This window comes from Comamonas serinivorans, assembly GCF_002158865.1.
Classification (GTDB): Bacteria; Pseudomonadota; Gammaproteobacteria; order Burkholderiales; family Burkholderiaceae_C; genus Comamonas_E; species Comamonas_E serinivorans.
Window position 1 is genome coordinate 2,108,318 of record NZ_CP021455.1, and the last position, 18,678, is coordinate 2,126,995.

An 18,678-nucleotide genomic window follows, 5' to 3' on the forward strand; every position below is an offset into this window, starting at 1 on the left:
GCCTGGAACTTGCTGCGGATGCACTATCCTGTCACGGTCTGCCCAGGACTGGGGGCAACACAAGGAGGACCCATGAGTCGATTTGACGAGATGTACGAAGAACGGTTGGGCGCCAGCACGGAAACGGTGGTGCGCGGGCATTACGGCACCTACGACAAGTGGCTCGCCCGGCAGACCGATGACGCCCTGCGCGCTTGGCGCGACGAGGCCGAGGTGCTGTTTCGCAATGTCGGCATCACCTTCGCCGTCTACGGCGAAAAGGACAAGGACGGCTCGGGCACCGAGCGGCTCATCCCCTTCGACCTCATCCCGCGCATCATCCCCAGCACCGAATGGGCCGAACTCGAGCGCGGCCTGGTGCAGCGCGTCACGGCGCTGAACCGCTTCCTGCACGACGTCTACCACGACCAGGAGATCATCCGTGCCGGCCTGGTGCCGCTGGACCAGATCCAGCAGAACGCGCAGTTCCGCCCGGCGATGATGGGCATCGACGTGCCCAACGGCATCTACTCCCACATCAGCGGCATCGACGTGGTGCGCGCGGCCAACCCGGACGGCAGCGGCAGCTACTACGTGCTCGAAGACAACCTGCGCGTGCCCAGTGGCGTCAGCTACATGCTCGAAGACCGCAAGATGATGATGCGGCTGTTCCCCGAGCTGTTCGCCTCGCACCGCGTGGCGCCGGTGGCGCATTACCCCGACATGCTGCTGAACACCCTGCGCGACAGCGCGCCCAGCACCTCGGGCGAGCCCACGGTCGTGGTGCTGACGCCGGGCATGTACAACTCGGCCTACTTCGAGCACGCCTTTTTGGCGCAGCAGATGGGCGTGGAGCTGGTCGAAGGCCAGGACCTGTTCGTCAAGGACCAGCAGGTCTACATGCGCACCACGCGGGGCCCGGCGCGCGTGGACGTGATCTACCGCCGCATCGACGACGACTTCCTCGACCCCACGGTGTTCCGTCCTGGCTCCACGCTGGGCTGCGCCGGCCTCATCGACGCCTACCGCGCGGGCAACGTCACCATCTGCAACGCCATCGGCACCGGTGTGGCGGACGACAAGTCCATCTACCCCTACGTGCCGCGCATGATCGAGTTCTACCTCGGCGAGAAGCCCATCCTGAACAACGTGCCGACCTGGATGTGCCGCGAAAAGGACGACCTGCAGCACGTGCTGGCCAACCTGAAAGACCTGGTCGTCAAGGAGGTGCACGGCGCCGGCGGCTACGGCATGCTGATCGGGCCGGCCGCGAGCCAGTCCGAGATCGAGGCCTTCCGCGCGGCGCTGCTGGCCAACCCGGACAACTACATCGCGCAGCCCACGCTGTCGCTGTCGACCTGTCCCACCTTCGTCGAGAGCGGCGTGGCGCCCCGCCACATCGACCTGCGGCCCTTCGTGCTCAGCGGCAAGTCGGTGCAGATCGTGCCCGGCGGCCTCACGCGCGTGGCGCTGGCCGAGGGCTCGCTGGTGGTCAATTCCTCGCAGGGCGGCGGCACCAAGGACACCTGGATCCTGGAGGCCTGACCGAGAAGACGCCGGAATCGTCTGTTTTTGTTTGGGAGTATGGCCTGATTGCCGTTTTGACACGAACGGCACCACAAGCATACTGATGTTGAATGCACAGAGGCCTGGAAGGCCCGAGGATTGCCATGCTGTCTCGCACCGCCGATCACCTGTTCTGGATGGCCCGCTACATCGAGCGCGCCGAAAACACCGCCCGCATGCTCACCGTCAGCCTGGAAACCGCATTGCTGCCCCAGTCGGCCGACGCGGCCGAGGACAGCTGGCGCAGCATGCTGTCCATCTCGGAGCTGCTGCCCGCCTACCGGGCGCGCCACGACGAGGTCACGCCCGAGGGCGTCATGGCCTTCATGGTCAGCGACTTCGACAACCCCTCGTCGATCGCGGCCTGCCTGCAGGCTGCGCGCGAGAACGCCCGCGCCGTGCGGGGCGTGCTGACCACCGAGGTCTGGGAAACGCACAACAAGACCTGGCTGGACCTGCAGCGCATGCTCAAGGCCAACATGCTGGAGCGCAACCCGGCCACCTTCTTCGAGTGGGTGCGCTTTCGCTCGCACCTGTCGCGCGGGGTGAACCTGGGCACCATGCTGCGCGACGAGGCGTTCTACTTCCAGCGCATGGGCACCTTCCTCGAGCGGGCCGACAACACCGCGCGCCTGGTGGACGTGAAGTTCCACGGTCCGCAGGGGGAGTACTTCGGCGCGTCGCTGGACCAGCCTGAGCAGGAAAAGGACTTCTACCACTGGAGCGCGGTGCTCAGCTCGGTCAGCGGGCTCGAGGTCTACCGCCGCATCTACCGCGACGTCGTCAAGCCCGAGCGCGTGGCCGAGATGCTGATCCTGCACCCGGACCTGCCGCGTTCGCTGGCCAACTGCATGAACGAGGTGGTCACCAACCTGAGCCAGGTGGCCAGCGATCCGCGCAGCGAATCGGTGCGGTTGGCGGGGCGCCTGCGGGCGGATTTGCAGTACGGCCGCATAGCCGACATCCTGGCGACGGGCCTGCACGCCTGGCTCACGCAATTCCTCGATCGGGTCAACGCCCTGGGCGGGCGCATCAGCAAAGAGTTTCTGCTGCCGCAGCAGGACTGAGGGGTATGCCTCGCCTTCCGTTATCACATAAACGGAAAGCGGGGCATACTGCCCGTTGTCAAAAATCCATCAGCGAGAAGCCCACCGTCAACACGGTGCGCTTGCGGTTGTAGTCGATCAGGCTGTCGCCATAGCCCGTGAACACGGCCGTGTGGAAGCGCAGGCTGCCGGGCCCGCCGGCCAGGTTGCGGCCGATGGTGCGGAACCATTCCAGCTTGGCCGAGCCGCGCGTCGTGCGCCCGAACGACGAGCGCAGCGTGGTGGACAGCGTGTTGGCCTCGTTCACGTGCCAGGCCGCGGTCAGCTCGCCGCGGCCGACGTAGTTGCTGATGTCGGGGTTGTCGTCTTTGTCCGCGCCTTCGTTGAAGCGCTTCCAGACCTTGGCCTGCAGCGTGAATTGGCGGTTCAGCTCCAGCCCCGTGATGAGGTAGGCGCGGTTCCAGCTGCGCGACAGCGGCAGGCTCTGGCCGTTGGACTGGTGCACCAGGCCGATGCCGGCAAAGCGCCAGTTCCAGCCGCCCGGCAGCGCCCGGTTCAGCGGGTAGATGTACATCACTTCCGGCTCGTGGTCGGTGGTGCGGAAGGGTCGCGACAGCTCGCCGTTGAACACCTGCCAGTTCGATTGCTGCGTGTAGCCGAACCACAGCGAGTCCATGGCGCCGGGGGAATCGGCGAACATGCCCTTGGCCAGCTTGGTGCGCAGCGACAGCTGCAGCCTGGCCTCGTGCTTTTGGAAATTGCGCTCCGTCGAGGCTTGGTGCCCGGGCGCCGGCGAGTAGGGCTGGCGGTTGACCGAGTTGGCCACCGACACGGCGATGGTGTTGGGCCGGTAGCCACGCAGCGTGAAGGTGCCGCAGTCCGTGGCTTGCTCCAGCTCCCACACGCGCGAGAGCAGCGATTGGTCGGGGTCGTTGCACCGGCGCACGGCGGCGACATCCGGGTTGGTGGTGATCGCCACGGGCGGTGCGTCCGGGGCCGCGGGGGCTGCCGCCGTTGTCGTGGCGGCCGGGTTCGATGCAGCAGTCGGGGCGGAAGCGGGCGAGGTGCGGGCCGTGTGCTGCGCCGCCCAGCCGTCGAAGCAGCTCAGGCGTTCGGCGTCGTTGCGCAGGGCGGTGCAGGCCTGCCAGCTGGCGCTGGCGGGCGCGATGACCGGGATGCTGGGGGTATGGGTCGGAGTCTGAGCCTGGACCGAGCCGGCCAGGGAAGCCACGGCGAACAGCGTGGCGGGCGCAAAAGATGGGGGCATGGCGATGGGGCGCGAGCGGGGCAGGGCCGCGCAGGCTGGTGAAGGGGGCGTCAGGCGCGACCGAGGTTGCGCGCCACGGCCTGACCGAGCTCCAGCACGGCCAGGGCGTAGAAAGCGCTCCAGTTGTAGCGGGTCACGACGTAGAAGTTGGGGGTGGTGAGCACGAAGTCAGCCTCGCCGGTGCCGTTGGGCAGCTCCACCACGGCGAGCGGCGTGCCCAGCGCGCTGGCCGCGGCCGGCACCGCCACGCCCACGCTCTGCAGCTGGGTGGCCGTGAAGCTGGGCAGGATGTCGGCCTCGAGGGCCGGTTGCAGCGCGGCGCTGCGGGTGACGGCCAGCGGCCAGTGCGTGGGCAGGCCCGCCTGCCAGCCGAAGGCGCGCAGGTAGTTCGCCACCGAGCCAATGGCATCGGCGGGGCTGTTCCAGAGGTCGATGCGGCCGTCGCCATCGTAGTCCCGCGCGAACTTGGCCCAGCTGGTGGGCATGAACTGCGGCAGGCCCATGGCGCCGGCGTAACTGCCCACGGGGGCGAGCGGATCGCTGCGCGTGCGGGAGGCGCTGACGAGGAACTGCGTGAGCTCGCCCTCGAAGTAGGCCTGCCGGGCCTGAGCCTTGGGGTGCTCGCGCGGGAAATCGAAGGTCAACGTGGCCAGCGCGTCCAGCACGCGGAAGTTGCCCACGTTGCGGCCGTAGATGGTCTCCACGCCAATCACGCCGACGATGACGGCCGGGGGCACGCCAAATTCGCGCGCGGCCTTGTCCAGCGTGGCGGCGTTGTCTTCCCAGAAGGTGCTGCCGGCGCGGATGCGGATGGGCTCGACGAACCGGCTGCGGTACACGCGCCAGTTGCGCACGCCGGGGCGGCTGGGCGGCATCATCAGGCGCGGCACCTGCGTCAGGAACTGGGCCTGGGCGAGCACGCGCTCGCTCCAGCTGGCGTCCACGCCGTGCAGGCTTTGCAGCTCGGCCGCAAAGCGGCGGACGTCGGCGCGGCCGGCATAGCCCGAGGTTTGGGCGGTGGCCAGAGTGGGGGCCAGCACGGCCGTGGCCGTGGCGCTGGCCTGGCCCATGAAGGTTCGTCGGGTCAGGGTCATGGAGGTGGGTTCACGGCGGATGAGCGACGGCGCCAGGTGGTGGGCGCGGGCAGGCGGGCCAGTTCAGCCCGCAACTGGCCGAGTGTGCCATCACCGGCGCGCGCGTCCGGCGCAGCGGCCGGCCGCGCGTAACGCAGCTGCTCCAGCCGCAACAGCCAAGCTTGCCAGCGGTGCCGGGCGTCCTCGGGCACGTCGTGGGTGGCCGCGACGGCGGCGGCCCATTGCCGCGGCGAGCCCGGAGCCGGGGCGCTCACGCCCACGTCCCGCCAGCGCTGGGCCGCCTGGGCCAACACGCGCACCCAGGGGTCCACGTGCCGGCGCCGCACCGCCGTGGCCGCCGCCACCAGCAGGGCGCCGACGCCGATGACGCCGGCCAGCAGGCGCAGCAGGTCTTGCCAGGTGGGTGCGGTGAAGCCCAGTTTCTTGAGCAGGTTGAGTTGCTCGCCCTGGGTGTAGTTGAGCACGCGCTGGGTCCAGGCGTTGTTCACGGCATCCCACACCTGGCGCACCTGCTGCAGCAAACCAGGGCTGAGGGTGGTGAGCATGGCGCCCAGGCCTTGTGTGCTGGCCAGCCGGGCAAAGGCCCCCACGCGCGCGGGCATGACCGCGCCCGTGGGGTCCACACGGACCCAGCCTTGTCCCGCCTGCCAGACTTCGGTCCAGGCATGGGCATCGGCCTGGCGCACGACCCAGTAGCCGTCCATGCCATTGCGCTCGCCCCCTTGGTAGCCGGTGACGACGCGGCTGGGCACGCCCGCCGCACGCATCAGCACCACGAAGGCCGAGGCGATGTGCTCGCAAAAGCCGGCCTTGTGGTCGAACCAGAAGTGGTCCGCCGTGTTGCTCGGGTAGACGCCGGGATCCAGCGTGTAGCTGAAGCCGCCGGTGCGCAGGCGCTGCAGGGCCAGGTTGGCCAGGTCGAGGGCGCTGGCGTTGGGGTGCTCGGCGCGCATGCGCTGGCCCAGCTCGCGCGTGCGCGGATCGAAGCCTTCGGGCAAGGCGATGTATCGTGCCAATCGCGATGGCCCGAGATCGGTGCCGTAGGTGTACTGGGTGTGGCTTTGGGCGCGGTAGCGCAGGATGTCGCTCACCGGCCGGTTGGTGATCCACTGCAGCTGATCGCTTTGGCGGGTGCGGTAGGGCGGTGGCAGCTCGGGCGCGGCGCTGGCAGCGTCCAGCACGAACAGCCAGGTGCGGCGGTTGGGCTCCAGGGTGACCTCGTAGTCCACGGCTGGGCCGCTGGTCGTCAGCTTGGCGCCCGCGTTGCCGACCAGCGCGGCAAAGCCCTCGTCGCGCGCCTCGGCTTGCCAGTTGCGACCGTCGAACCGGGCCAGCACCGGGCCGCGGAAGTAGAGGTCGTTGGCGCGCGGCATCGGGTCGTCAAAACGGATGCGGAAGGCGATGCCGTCGTCGAGGGCCAGCGAGGCCATGGTGCCCACCTGCATCTGGTCCGACAGGCCGGTTTTGCCGCGCGTTTCGTCGCTGGGCATGCCCCACAGCGGTGCGACGCGCGGGAAGAACACGAACAGCGCCACCATCAGCGGCGTGCCAAAGGCCATGAGGCGGGCGGCCACGCCCGCGATGGTGCGCAAGGCGGGGCGGCCCGCCGGCATGTTGGCGTTGATGAGCGCCATCAACAGGCCGAAGAACGCCAGGAACACCAGGCCCGCGGTGCCCAGCGCCTGCGAGTTGAAAAAGCTGGTCAGGATGGCGAAGAAGCTCAGGAAGAACACCACGTAGGCGTCCCGCCGCGCGCGCAGCTCCAGGGTCTTGAGCACCAGCAGCAGCGTCAGCAAGGTGACGCCGGCCTCGCGACCCACGATGGTCTTGTAGGTGAGCAAGGTGGCCGCCACCGACAAGGCCAGCAGGATCACCAGCCAGCGGCGCTTGGGCAGGCGCCGGTTCTGCCAGGCCAGGGCGCCGCGCCAGACCAGCACGGCGCCGGCCGCCGCGCTGCACCAGACAGGCAGGTGCGGCAGCTGCGGTGCCAGCACCAGGGCCATGACGAACAGCAGAAACAGCGTGTCGCGCGCATCGCGCGGCAGGCTGCGCAGGCGGTGTGCCCACGAGTCGGGGTCGGGCGAGGCGGTGGTCACCATAGGGCCAGGGCCTTGAGGCAGGCAACGCGGTGGGCCGCGCCCTGGCCGGGTTGCAATTCGCGGCCCGGCAGGCGCAGGCCATAGGGCAGGCCCAGCTTGTCCGCCTGCAGCGTCCAGGCCGTCAGGCGCGACAGGCGGGCTTCGGGGTCGAGGTTGCCGCAACGGGCCCAGTCCAGCCACAGCTGGCGCTGACGGCTGGCCTGGCCATCGCGGCTGACCAGCTCATTGGACTTGGCGAACTTCTTCCACAGCAGGGCCTTCAGCGGATCGCCGGACCGGTAGGGCCGCACGCCGTCGAACTCGCTCCAGTCCTGCGCCGTGCTGGTGCCGCCCTGGCCTGCGCGGGCCTCGCCCAGCGGCAGGGCGGGGGCCTGCGGTTCTGGCCTGGGGTAGACCAGCTGGCTGGTGCGCGGGCGCCACACCGTCCAGACGCGGAAGGCCCCCATGGGAAAGCGCGACTCCAGCACGATCAGCGGCAAGGCGTGCTCGCCGCGGGCCGGCCACGGCACCGCCAGGCTCACGCTGTGTATGGCCTGGGCGTCCACGTCCACCACATGGGCTTGCGGGCTGCCGTAGGTGTGCAGGGCCACCGAAAAGCGCGGGCGTTTGGCGGTGTTCGTCAGCTCGATGTGCACCGTTGAGGCGGAACCTGCATACACCTCGTCGACTTGCCGCAGCGTGACGCCGAGGCCGCGCAGGTTGCCGTGGCTGACGAACAAGGCCATGGCGGTGCAACCCGCCAGCAAAAAGGTCAGCAGGTAACCGAGGTTGAGCTGGTAGTTGATCGAGCCGATCAGCAGCGCCACGAGCGTGACGCACAGCATGAGGCCGGCCCGGGTGGGCAGCACGTAGACGTTGCGCTGCGTCAGGTCGAGGTGGTCGGTGGCGGTTTGTCGCTGCTGCCACCAGCGCCGCAGACGCAGGCGCAGCGCGCTGCGCCGGGCACGCAACCCCTGCACGCCAGGCAGCCGGGCAAGGCGGTCGGTCATGGCCGATCAGGGCAGGGGGACGGCTTCGAGCATGGCCTGCACCTGGGCCACGGCGCTCAGGCCCGATTGGCCCAGCGGCGTCATGCGGTGCGCCGCGCACTGCGGCATCACGGCCTGGATGTCGTCGGGGGCCACGTAGTCGCGTCCGCTGATCAGCGCCTTGGCCTTGGCCGCCTGCAGCAGGGCCAGGGCCGCGCGTGGCGACAGGCCGGCAGCAAACCACTTGCCCGAGCGCGTGGCGGCCACGACGTCCTGCAGGTAATCCAGCAGCGGGTCGGCCGCATACACCTGGGCCACGGCCTGCTGCAGCTGGTGCAACTCACCCGGGGCCAGCTGGGCCCCCAAGCCGGCCAGCAGACTGCGCCGGCTTTCGCCAGCCAGCAGAGCCCGCTCTGCGGCGCGATCGGGGTAGCCCATGGAGATGCGCATCAGGAAGCGGTCGAGCTGCGACTCGGGCAAGGCATAGGTGCCGAGCTGATCGAACGGGTTCTGGGTGGCGATGACGAAGAACGGCTGCGGCAGCGCCCGCGTTTCGCCTTCGGCGGTGACCTGGCGTTCTTCCATGGCCTCGAGCAGCGCACTCTGGGTCTTGGGGCTGGCGCGGTTGATCTCGTCGGCGAGCAGCACCTGGGTGAACACCGGGCCGGGATGGAAGATGAAGGCCTCCTGGCCGCGGTCGTAGGTCGACACGCCGGTCAAGTCGCTGGGCATGAGGTCGGCGGTGAACTGCACGCGCGAAAACGCCAATCCGAAGGTGTGGGCCAGGCCATGCGCGAGGGTGGTTTTGCCGACGCCCGGCACGTCTTCGATCAGCAGGTGCCCCCCTGCCAGCAGGCAGGTCACGCTGTCCTTCACCTGGGCCGTTTTGCCCACAATCACCGTGTTAAGCTGGTCCACGATGTCGGTGATTTTTCGCTGTACGTCCATGGCAGCGGACCATAACTGAAAAATCTGTAAAAAATGGAGACAAGCTTGGGAAGGACAGGTTATTTCACGCATGCCGATTGCAAAAAGCACGACATGGGGCCCGGTCACCCGGAATGCCCGCAGCGCCTGGACGCCATCGAAGACCGCCTGCTGGTGACCGGGGTCAGCGACGTGCTCGACCGCCGCGAGGCGAGCCCGGCCAGCATGGCCAACCTGTTGCTCGCCCATGGCCGGCGCCACGTCGCAGCGCTGCGCGGCCTCAACGACCTGCTGGGCGAGGAGATCGCGGCCGGCGGCCCTGAACACTATTCGCTGGACACCGATACCGTCATGGGCGTGGGCACCTACCGGGCGGCGCTGCTGTCGGCCGGCGCCAGCGTGGATGCCGTGGACGCCGTCATGTCGGGCGAGCTGGAGAACGCCTTTTGCGCCGTGCGCCCGCCGGGCCACCACGCCTGCCGCGACAAGGTCATGGGGTTTTGCTTCTTCAGCAACGTCGCGATCGCGGCCAAGTACGCCTGCGAGCGCTACGGCCTTCGGCGCGTGGCCATCGTCGATTTCGACGTGCACCACGGCAACGGCACCGAGAACATCGTGGCGGGCGACGAGCGCATCCTGATGGTGAGCTTTTTCCAGCACCCGTTCTACCCCGAAGGCGGCGCGCAATCGGACGCGCCCAACCTGCTCAACCTGCCCGTGCCGGCGTACACGCGCGGCATGGACATCCGCGAGATGGTGGACCTGATCTGGACGCCGCGCCTGGAGGCGCATGCCCCCGAACTGATCCTGGTCAGCGCAGGCTTTGACGCGCACCGCGAAGACGACATGGGCCAGATGGGCCTGGTCGAGCAGGACTACGTCTGGATCACCCAGCGCGTCAAAGACATTGCCGCCAAGCATTGCCAGGGGCGCATCGTGAGCTGCCTGGAAGGGGGCTACAACCTCGATGCCCTGGCGCGCAGCGTGGAAGCCCACGTGCGTGTGCTGGCCGATGTTTGATTGGGGGGATGGGTGGTATGTCGTTTGTTGATGAGCGGAAATCGCCTGATACCCCTTGATGAATGGAATGCTCCATCATGAATGACCTGCTTGCGCACACGCGCGACGACCGCGGCGTGCATCGCCTCACGCTGAATGACGCGGCCCGCTTCAACGTGCTGGGCGACGCCATGCTGGCCGCCTTGAGCGAGGCCGTGACCCGCATCGCGGCGGACGAAGGGGCTCGCGCCCTGGTCATCGCGGCGCGCGGCAAGGCCTTCTGTGCCGGTCACGACCTGCGCGAGATGGCCGCGCAGGACAAGGCCCAGCACCTGGACCTGTTCGAGCGCTGCTCGCGCTTCATGGTCAGCCTGGCGCGCCTGCCCGTGCCCGTCATCGCGGCTGTGCAGGGCGTGGCGGCCGCGGCCGGGTGCCAGCTGGTGGCGCAGTGCGACCTCGCGATCGCGGCCAACGGCACGCGCTTTGGCGTCAATGGCATCGACATCGGCCTGTTTTGCGGCACGCCGTCGGTGGCCTTGCTGCGCAACGTGCCGCACAAGGCCGGCATGCACATGCTGATGACGGGCGATTTCGTCGACGCCGAGGCCGCCTTGCGCCTGGGCCTGGTCAGTGAGGTGTGTGCGCCCGAAGGCCTGGACGCGGCTGTGGAGGCCTTGCTCCTCAAGCTGTTGGCCAGGCCCCGCGAGGCGCTGGCCATGGGCAAGGCCCTGGTCGCGCAGCAGCGTACCCTGGGGCTGGAGGCCGCCTATGCGCTGGCGTCGCGCACCATGGCCGAAAACCTGGCGCTGCCCGTCACCCAGGAAGGCGTGCGCGCCTTTGTGGACAAGCGTGCACCGAACTGGCGCGTTTCCCCTGCGGATCCTGTGTGACCCGAGCACGACAGCCGGGTTGGCCTTTGTATAATTTTTTGGTTTGCCCAAACCCTTTGGGATTTCTCACACGCAGCGGTGTTGACGGCGTTGCCGTCCTTGTGCTGTTGGTTCTTTCATCTTTGAGTGCATTAGGAGATTCGGCATGAAAATTCTCGTCCCCGTCAAACGCGTGGTGGACTACAACGTCAAGGTTCGTGTCAAGGCGGACGGCACGGGTGTGGACATTGCCAACGTCAAGATGAGCATGAACCCCTTTGACGAGATTGCCGTCGAAGAAGCGGTGCGGCTGAAAGAAAAAGGCGTGGCCACCGAAGTCATCGCCGTCTCGTGCGGCGTGGCGCAGTGCCAGGAAACCCTGCGCACCGCCATGGCCATCGGTGCCGACCGCGGCATCCTGGTCGAGTCCGCCGACGAACTGCAGCCCCTGGCTGTCGCCAAGCTGCTCAAGGCCCTGGTCGACAAAGAGCAACCCGGCCTCGTCATCTGCGGCAAGCAAGCCATCGACGACGACGCCAACCAGACCGGCCAGATGCTCGCCGCCCTGGGCGACTGGGGCCAGGCCACCTTCGCCTCCAAGGTCGAAGTCGACGGCGCCAACGTCAAAGTCACGCGTGAAGTCGACGGCGGCCTCGAAACCATCGAGCTCAGCCAGCCGGCCGTCATCACCACCGACCTGCGCCTGAACGAGCCGCGCTACGTCACCTTGCCCAACATCATGAAGGCCAAGAAAAAGCCGCTGGAAACCGTCAAGCCCGCCGACCTCGGCGTCGACGTCGCCCCGCGCCTCAAAACCCTCAAAGTGTCCGAGCCGCCCAAGCGCGGTGCCGGCGTCAAAGTGCCCGACGTCGCCACCCTGGTCGACAAGCTCAAGAACGAAGCCAAAGTCATCTGATCCGGTGCATTCCAGGGTATGACCCCACGCCCGATTCAAACTGAACGGGAAACCGGCCATACCCCTGATGCACACCTGGACACCGACTCACCCTTGAGCCTCCCCCGCGACCGCCGCCCGCGCACCTGATGCCCGCGTGACCGCCGCGACCCGCCCGAACACCTTGACCGAAAGATCACCATGACCGCACTCGTCATCGCCGAACACGACAACGCCAGCCTCAAATCGGCCACCCTCAACACCGTCACCGCCGCTCTCGCCTGCGGTGGCGACGTCCACGTCCTCGTCGCCGGAGAAGGCGCCGCCGCCGCTGCCGCTGCCGCCGCCCAGATCGCCGGCGTGGCCAAAGTCATCCACGCCGACGGCGCCGCCCTGAAGAACGGCCTGGCCGAAAACGTCGCCGCGCAAGTGCTCGCCATCGCCGGCAACTACAGCCACATCCTCTTCCCCGCCACCGCCTCGGGCAAGAACATCGCCCCGCGCGTGGCCGCCAAACTCGACGTCGCCCAAATCAGCGACATCACCAAAGTGGACAGCGCCGACACCTTCGAGCGCCCCATCTACGCCGGCAACGCCATCGCCACCGTCCAATCCACCGACGCCGTCAAAGTCATCACCGTGCGCGGCACCGGCTTTGACGCCGCCGCCGCCACCGGTGGCGCCGCCGCCGTGGAAACCGTTGCCGCCGTCGCCGACACCGGCAAAGCCAAATTCCTCGGCGCCGAAATCGCCAAGAGCGACCGCCCCGAGCTCACCGCCGCCAAGATCATCGTCTCCGGTGGCCGTGCGCTGGGCAGCAAAGAAAAGTTCGACGAAGTCATCACCCCGCTGGCCGACAAGCTTGGCGCCGCCATCGGTGCCAGCCGCGCCGCGGTCGACGCCGGCTACGCCGCCAACGACCTGCAAGTGGGCCAGACCGGCAAGATCGTGGCCCCGCAGCTGTACATCGCCTGCGGCATCTCGGGCGCCATCCAGCACTTGGCCGGCATGAAGGACTCCAAGGTGATCGTGGCGATCAACAAGGACCCCGAAGCGCCGATCTTCTCGGTGGCCGACTACGGCCTGGAGGCTGACCTGTTCGCGGCCGTGCCCGAGCTGGTCCAGGCCCTGTAAGCCGGTTGTGGGCGTGGCGGTTGGCCACGACACAATTCGTAGGCAGTATGCGGAGGTTGGCGTTCTGTGATGAACGGCAAATCAGGCATACTGCCTTTTTCATTTGCGCACCCCATCCAAACGAGCAGGAGAAATCATGAGCTACAAGGCACCGGTGAAGGACATGCTGTTCAACATGAAGCATGTGGCAGGCCTGGAGCAGGTTGCCCGCATTCCGGGCTTCGAGGACGCCGGGCTGGACACCGCGCAGGCCGTGCTGGAGGAGTGCGCGCGCTTCAACGAGTCGGTGCTGGCGCCCTTGAATGTGGCGGGTGACCTCAACCCCTCGTCGTTCCACGATGGCGCGGTGCGCACCACGCCGGGCTTCAAAGAGGCGTATGCGCAGTACGCCGAAGGGGGGTGGCAAGGCCTGCAGCACCCGGCCGATTTTGGCGGCCAGGGCTTGCCCAAGACGATTGGTGCGGCCTGTGGCGAGATCCTGAATTCGGCCAACCTGAGCTTTGCGCTGTGCCCCTTGTTGACCGATGGCGCCATCGAGGCCTTGCTGACCGCCGGCAGCGACGAGCAAAAGCGCCTCTACCTCGACAAGATGGTGGCCGGGCAGTGGACCGGCACCATGAACCTGACCGAGCCGCAGGCGGGATCGGATTTGTCGCTGGTGCGCACGCGCGCCGAGCCGCAACCCGATGGCAGCTACAAGTTGTTCGGCACCAAGATCTTCATCACCTACGGTGAGCACGACATGGCCGAGAACATCGTTCACCTGGTGCTGGCCCGTGTGGCGGGGGCGCCCGAGGGTGTGAAGGGCATCAGCCTGTTCGTGTGCCCCAAGTACCTGCTGAACGCCGATGGCACGCCGGGCGCGCGCAACGACGTGCACTGCGTGTCCATCGAGCACAAGATGGGCATCAAGGCCTCGCCCACGGCGGTGCTGCAGTTCGGGGACGGCATGGCGGCGAGCATTGCAGACAGCGCCGGGCCCGGCGCTGTGGGCTACCTGGTGGGCGAGGAGAACCGCGGCCTGGAGTACATGTTCATCATGATGAACTCGGCGCGCTACGCCGTGGGCGTGCAGGGCATCGCGATTTCCGAGCGGGCCTACCAGCATGCGGTGGCCTATGCCAAGGAGCGCGTCCAAAGCCGCCCGGTGGACGGCTCGGTGGCGGGCAGTGCCACCATCATCCACCACGCCGATGTGCGGCGCATGCTGATGACCATGCGCAGCCTGACCCAGGGGTGCCGCGCCATGGCGCAAGCGGCCGCGGCGGCGTACGACGCCGCCCACCACCACCCCGACGCCGAGGTGCGCGCGCAGAACCAGGCCTTCTACGAATTCATGGTGCCGCTGGTCAAGGGCTACAGCACCGAAGCCAGCCTGGAGGTGACCAACCTCGGCGTGCAGGTGCACGGCGGCATGGGCTTCATCGAGGAAACCGGTGCGGCGCAGCACTACCGCGACGCCAAGATCCTGACCATCTACGAGGGCACGACGGCCATCCAGGCGAACGACCTGGTGGGACGCAAGACGGCCCGCGATGGTGGTGCGCTGGCCCGGGCGATTGCGGCCCAGGTGTCGCAGACGGTGGAGACCCTGCGGTCGCAGGGTGAGGCGGCGCAAGCCGTGGCCACGCAGCTGGACCTGGCGCGCAAGGCGTTTGTCGACGTCGTGGCGTTCATGGCCGCCAGCAGCAAGACGCAGCCCAACGCGGCGTACGGAGGCAGCGTCCCCTACCTGATGCTGGCGGGCAACCTGGTGGCGGGCTGGCAGCTGGCGCGATCGCTGCTGGCAGCCGAGGCCGAGCTGGCCGCAGGCAACGACGCCGAGTTCATGCAGGCCAAGGTCATCACCGCGCGCTTTTATGCCGAGCACATCCTGCCTCGCACGCAGGCGCTGGCCAGTGCCATTTTGGGCGGCGGTGACAGCGTGATGGGCGTGGCCGAAGACGCGTTCTGAGTTCGCTGCTGTGGCCCGCTGCCGGGCAGGTCTGCCGGCATGCGTGGCCAGGGTCGGCTGGCAGCGACAGGCCGCTGGCCGCCAGGCTCTGCTGCAAGCCGCTGGCGGCCAGGCTCGTTCGAGAGCAGGCTTGCCGTGATGCCGACGGGCCGCGGCGAGTGCGCGCCCGGTGTTTGACCGATGCCGGTGTGCCAACGCTGCCGTGCAGGGTTTGGGCAGACGGCCATTGTCAGGCTATAATCGCCAATTCCCTTGCCGCACTCCGCTGTTGACGCACGGAGGCGGCTTTGCTTCTCTTGCCCCAAGGTTTTCGCGTCGCTGCTCCCCGGCTTGTCCGAGGGGTTGGCAGGTGCGCAGGGCCCCGGGGTGAATCCACAAGGAGATTCAATTGCGTCACTATGAAATCATTTTGCTGATCCACCCGGATCAGAGCGAACAAGTGCCGGCCATGCTCGAGCGTTACAAGGGCATGGTCACGGCCGGCGGTGGTCAGATCCACCGCGTGGAAGACTGGGGCCGCCGCCAACTGGCCTACCAGATCAACAAGCTGAACAAAGCCCACTACCTGTGCCTGAACATCGAAATCGGCCAGGACGTGCTGGGTGAGCTGGAACACGCATTCCGCTTCAATGACGCCGTGCTGCGCCACCTGACCGTGGCCAAGGACGAGGCCGACACCGAGCCCTCCACCATGATGAAGACCGTGGAGCGCGAAGAGGCCCGCAAGGCCCAACAGGCCGACACCGCCAGCCATTGATCATTCGCGGATGCGATGACCCTGCTGCGCAACCGCCTGTTGCTCGATGCGGTTCTGGCCGAATGTGGCGCCATGCGCTACACGCCAGCCGGCATCCCGGCTCAGGATGTGCGCTTGGATCACGAATCGCAGCAAACCGAACTCGGCCAGCCCCGCATCGTGCGGGCCAGTGTCAGGGCGGTGGCGTTTGGTGATCTGGCCGTGCGATTGGCGCGTCAAACCGTGGGCAGCAAAGCCAGCTTCACGGGGTTTTTGGCGGCGCCGCGTCAAGGCAAGCAGCCGGTGTTTCACATCCAGGACTTTCAGCTCATTTAATTTTCAGGAGGCCACATGGCCACGTTCAAGAAATTCAACAAGGACAAGCGTCCCAAGCGCAACAACCAGTCGCTGTTGTTCAAGCGCAAGCGCTTCTGCCGCTTCACCGTCGCTGGCGTCAAGGCCATCGACTACAAGGACATCGACACCCTGCGCGATTTCATCGCCGAAAACGGCAAGATCGTGCCCGCTCGCCTGACCGGCACGCGCGCCATCTACCAGCGTCAGCTCAGCACCGCCATCAAGCGCGCACGCTTCCTGGCCCTGCTGCCGTACAGCGACCAGCACAAGATCTGAGAAGGAGTCCTCTGAAATGCAAGTCATTCTTCTCGAGAAGGTCGTGAACCTTGGCAACCTCGGCGATATCGTCAAGGTCAAAGACGGCTACGCCCGCAACTTCCTGATCCCCCAAGGTCACGCCCGTCGTGCCACCGAAGCCAACAAGGCCGAGTTCGAAGCACGTCGCGCCGAGCTGGAAAAGGCGGCTGCCGAGCGTCTGGCCCAGGCCCAGGCCGCTGGCGAAAAGCTGAACGGCCAAGTGGTCAAGATCACGCAAAAGGCTGGCGTGGACGGCCGTCTGTTCGGTTCGGTCACCAATGCCGACATCGCCGAAGAGCTGCACAAGATGGGCTTCGCCGATCTGGTCAAGGCTCAGGTTCGCCTGCCCAACGGCCCGATCAAGACCATCGGTGACAACACCGTGACCGTGGTCCTGCACACCGACGTCTCCGTGGACGTGACGGTGTCGGTCTATGGCGAATCTGCCTGATCGATTGCATCAGGTGGTGAGCAGTATGCCGGGGTTGCTGTTGCAGCTTGAACGGTGATCGATGCATACTGGGTCCAAGCCGCAGAAGTGAAAGCTTCTGCGGCTTTTGTTTTTCAGCCTGGGCCGCTGCGGTGTTGCAGGGCGCGGGACGAGCGAGGAGCGGTGCATGGCAGACGATGACTACATCCCGGAGGCGGCCTTGGCGGGCATGGGGACGGCCCCGGTGATGCCGGGTTTGTCTGCCGATCCCGATGTGAGCCGACTGCGCACGCCGCCGGCGTCCATCGAGGCCGAGTCCAGCGTGCTGGGGGGCTTGTTGCTGGACAACTCGGCCTGGGATCGGGTGGGGGACGTGATTCGGCCCGACGACTTCTACCGCCAGGAGCACGCACAGGTGTTCGAGGTGGTCGGCAAGCTCATCAACCAGAACAAGCCGGCCGACGTCATCACGGTGTTTGAGGAGTTGCAGACCACAGGCCGGGCCGAAGCAGTGGGCGGGCTGTCGTACCTCAATGCGCTGGCGCAGTTCGTGCCCAGCGCGAGCAACATCCGCCGCTACGCCGAGATCGTGCGCGAGCGCGCCATCTTGCGCAAGCTGCTCACGGCCAGCGATGAAATCGCCACCAGCGTGTTCGAGCGCTCGGGCCGCGCCGTCGAGAAGGTGCTGGACGAGGCCGAGTCCAAGATCTTCAAGATCGGCGAGGAATCGTCGCGCACCAAGCAGGGTTTCCAATCCATGGATTCGCTGGTGGTGGACCTGCTCGACCGCGTGCAGGAGATGGCGGACAACCCCAACGACATCACCGGCGTGCCCACCGGCCTGCATGACCTGGACCGCATGACCTCGGGCCTGCAGCCGGGGGACCTGATCGTGCTGGCCGCGCGGCCATCCATGGGCAAGACCGCACTCGCCATCAACATCGCCGAGCACGTGGCGCTCAACGAGGGCCTGCCGGTGGCCGTGTTCTCCATGGAAATGGGGGCGGCCCAGCTGGCTGTGCGGGTGGTGGGCTCCATCGGTCGCATCGACCAGGGGCATTTGCGCACCGGCAAGCTGTCGGACGAGGAATGGCCGCGGCTGGCCGAGGCGATCGAGCGTTTGCGCACGGTGTCGCTGCACATCGACGAAACACCCGGGCTGACGCCGACGGAGTTGCGCGCCAACGCGCGCCGCCTGGCCCGCCAGTGCGGCAAGCTCGGCCTCATCGTGGTCGACTACCTGCAGCTGATGAGCGGCTCCAGCACGTCGGGCGGGGACAACCGCGCCACCGAGCTGGGCGAGATTTCGCGCGGCCTGAAGATGCTGGCCAAGGAGTTGCAGTGCCCGGTGATTGCACTCTCGCAGCTCAACCGCTCGGTCGAGCAACGCACGGACAAGCGGCCCATGATGTCCGATTTGCGCGAGTCAGGCGCCATCGAGCAGGATGCCGACATCATCATGTTCATCTACCGCGACGAGTACTACAACAAGGAGTCGCGCGAACCCGGCGTGGCCGAGGTGATCATCGGCAAGCAGCGTAATGGGCCGACCGGGACGGTGAAGCTGGCCTTCCTGAAGCAGATGACGCGCTTCCAAAGCCTGGTACTCGCACCGGACAGCGGCGACTATTGACGCCTGCGGTGGCGGTGGGCGCCGACGGCAAGTTGATCGCGGCGGATTGAGTCGTTCAAGCGGAGCAATGAACCTGCGCGAGCCGGTCGGCGCGGACTTGCTGCTACGCGTGCCTCGCCAACATGGATCGGCAGAGCCGCGGTCGCAAGGTCTAGGTGCGCGCCAGAGGGGTGAGCCCTGTCCAAGGTGCAGTGCGCTGGGCCGTCCAGTCGAGCAAATGGCAGCGGCATCTCAGGGGTGATCGGGTGGCGATTTTCACCTCGGCCACCGGTCAATCACGCATCCTCGGCCCGCGCCTGACGGGTTGCACCGATGGCCGCCGTGGGCTCGCCCTCAGCATCGTTTTGCACCAGCGCCAGCCTCAACGGGTGTGACGCCCAAAAAAAGCGGCCGACGGCCGCTTGTTGGGAGTATGGCGTGACTGCCGT

General features: G+C 67.2%; 17 protein-coding genes. 12 read left to right on the plus strand and 5 right to left on the minus strand.

Annotated features, from left to right (window positions below):
• The first annotated feature begins 72 nt into the window (after nt 1-72).
• Both CCO03_RS09040 and CCO03_RS09045 read left to right on the plus strand, forming a co-directional pair.
• Nucleotides 73-1,524 carry a circularly permuted type 2 ATP-grasp protein gene (locus tag CCO03_RS09040; protein ID WP_087280100.1) on the plus strand — a complete coding sequence of 484 codons (1,452 nt, stop codon included), beginning with the start codon at nt 73-75 and terminating at the stop codon, nt 1,522-1,524.
• A 125-nt stretch (nt 1,525-1,649) separates the two neighbouring features.
• Entirely contained in the window at nt 1,650-2,612 is a 963-nt protein-coding gene (locus CCO03_RS09045) for an alpha-E domain-containing protein (RefSeq protein WP_087280104.1), read from the plus strand.
• Between the two features lie 58 nt (nt 2,613-2,670).
• On the opposite strand, the gene CCO03_RS09050 is transcribed toward CCO03_RS09045, so the two are convergent.
• From CCO03_RS09050 to CCO03_RS09070, 5 genes are read right to left on the minus strand one after another with little or no spacing between them, the layout of a single operon-like run.
• Nucleotides 2,671-3,858, minus strand: a complete 1,188-nt coding sequence (locus tag CCO03_RS09050) for a phospholipase A (RefSeq protein ID WP_087280107.1) — start codon at nt 3,856-3,858, stop codon at nt 2,671-2,673.
• Nucleotides 3,859-3,908: 50 nt separating this feature from the next.
• Nucleotides 3,909-4,952: a lytic murein transglycosylase B gene (gene mltB, locus CCO03_RS09055; protein ID WP_087280109.1), complete on the minus strand. Its 1,044-nt coding sequence runs from the start codon at nt 4,950-4,952 to the stop codon at nt 3,909-3,911.
• Complete coding sequence (locus CCO03_RS09060) at nt 4,949-7,051, minus strand: transglutaminase TgpA family protein (protein WP_087280112.1); 2,103 nt, start codon at nt 7,049-7,051, stop codon at nt 4,949-4,951. Before CCO03_RS09060 ends, mltB begins: the two co-directional genes overlap by 4 nt.
• On the minus strand, nt 7,045-8,040 hold the full coding sequence (locus CCO03_RS09065; RefSeq protein WP_087280115.1) for a DUF58 domain-containing protein: 996 nt from the start codon (nt 8,038-8,040) through the stop codon (nt 7,045-7,047). Before CCO03_RS09065 ends, CCO03_RS09060 begins: the two co-directional genes overlap by 7 nt.
• Nucleotides 8,041-8,046: 6 nt before the next feature.
• Nucleotides 8,047-8,967: an AAA family ATPase gene (locus CCO03_RS09070; protein ID WP_087280119.1), complete on the minus strand. Its 921-nt coding sequence runs from the start codon at nt 8,965-8,967 to the stop codon at nt 8,047-8,049.
• Nucleotides 8,968-9,012: 45 nt separating this feature from the next.
• Between CCO03_RS09070 and CCO03_RS09075 the strand changes: the two genes are divergently transcribed.
• From CCO03_RS09075 to dnaB, 10 genes are all read left to right on the plus strand, one after another.
• Nucleotides 9,013-9,966: a histone deacetylase family protein gene (locus CCO03_RS09075; RefSeq protein WP_087284464.1), complete on the plus strand. Its 954-nt coding sequence runs from the start codon at nt 9,013-9,015 to the stop codon at nt 9,964-9,966.
• Between the two features lie 77 nt (nt 9,967-10,043).
• A complete protein-coding gene (locus CCO03_RS09080) occupies nt 10,044-10,835 on the plus strand; it encodes an enoyl-CoA hydratase (RefSeq protein WP_087284469.1) in 792 nt (263 codons plus the stop codon).
• A 145-nt stretch (nt 10,836-10,980) separates the two neighbouring features.
• A complete protein-coding gene (locus tag CCO03_RS09085; RefSeq protein ID WP_087276252.1) occupies nt 10,981-11,730 on the plus strand; it encodes an electron transfer flavoprotein subunit beta/FixA family protein in 750 nt (249 codons plus the stop codon).
• 180 nt (nt 11,731-11,910) lie between these two features.
• On the plus strand, nt 11,911-12,843 hold the full coding sequence (locus CCO03_RS09090; protein WP_087280121.1) for an electron transfer flavoprotein subunit alpha/FixB family protein: 933 nt from the start codon (nt 11,911-11,913) through the stop codon (nt 12,841-12,843).
• Nucleotides 12,844-12,979: 136 nt separating this feature from the next.
• Entirely contained in the window at nt 12,980-14,797 is a 1,818-nt protein-coding gene (locus CCO03_RS09095; protein WP_087280124.1) for an acyl-CoA dehydrogenase, read from the plus strand.
• Nucleotides 14,798-15,185: 388 nt separating this feature from the next.
• Nucleotides 15,186-15,554 (plus strand): 30S ribosomal protein S6, encoded by a 369-nt coding sequence (gene rpsF / locus CCO03_RS09100; RefSeq protein WP_087280126.1) that lies wholly within the window; start codon nt 15,186-15,188, stop codon nt 15,552-15,554.
• 24 nt (nt 15,555-15,578) lie between these two features.
• Nucleotides 15,579-15,869, plus strand: coding sequence for a primosomal replication protein N (priB, locus tag CCO03_RS09105; RefSeq protein ID WP_205690402.1), 291 nt, complete (start codon nt 15,579-15,581; stop codon nt 15,867-15,869).
• Between the two features lie 15 nt (nt 15,870-15,884).
• Nucleotides 15,885-16,166, plus strand: coding sequence for a 30S ribosomal protein S18 (gene rpsR, locus CCO03_RS09110; RefSeq protein WP_087280132.1), 282 nt, complete (start codon nt 15,885-15,887; stop codon nt 16,164-16,166).
• A 16-nt stretch (nt 16,167-16,182) separates the two neighbouring features.
• The gene (gene rplI / locus CCO03_RS09115) at nt 16,183-16,638 is read left to right on the plus strand and encodes a 50S ribosomal protein L9 (RefSeq protein WP_087280135.1); all 456 of its coding nucleotides are present in this window, start codon (nt 16,183-16,185) and stop codon (nt 16,636-16,638) included.
• Nucleotides 16,639-16,846: 208 nt separating this feature from the next.
• On the plus strand, nt 16,847-18,250 hold the full coding sequence (gene dnaB / locus CCO03_RS09120; RefSeq protein WP_087284471.1) for a replicative DNA helicase: 1,404 nt from the start codon (nt 16,847-16,849) through the stop codon (nt 18,248-18,250).
• Nucleotides 18,251-18,678 lie beyond the last annotated feature (428 nt).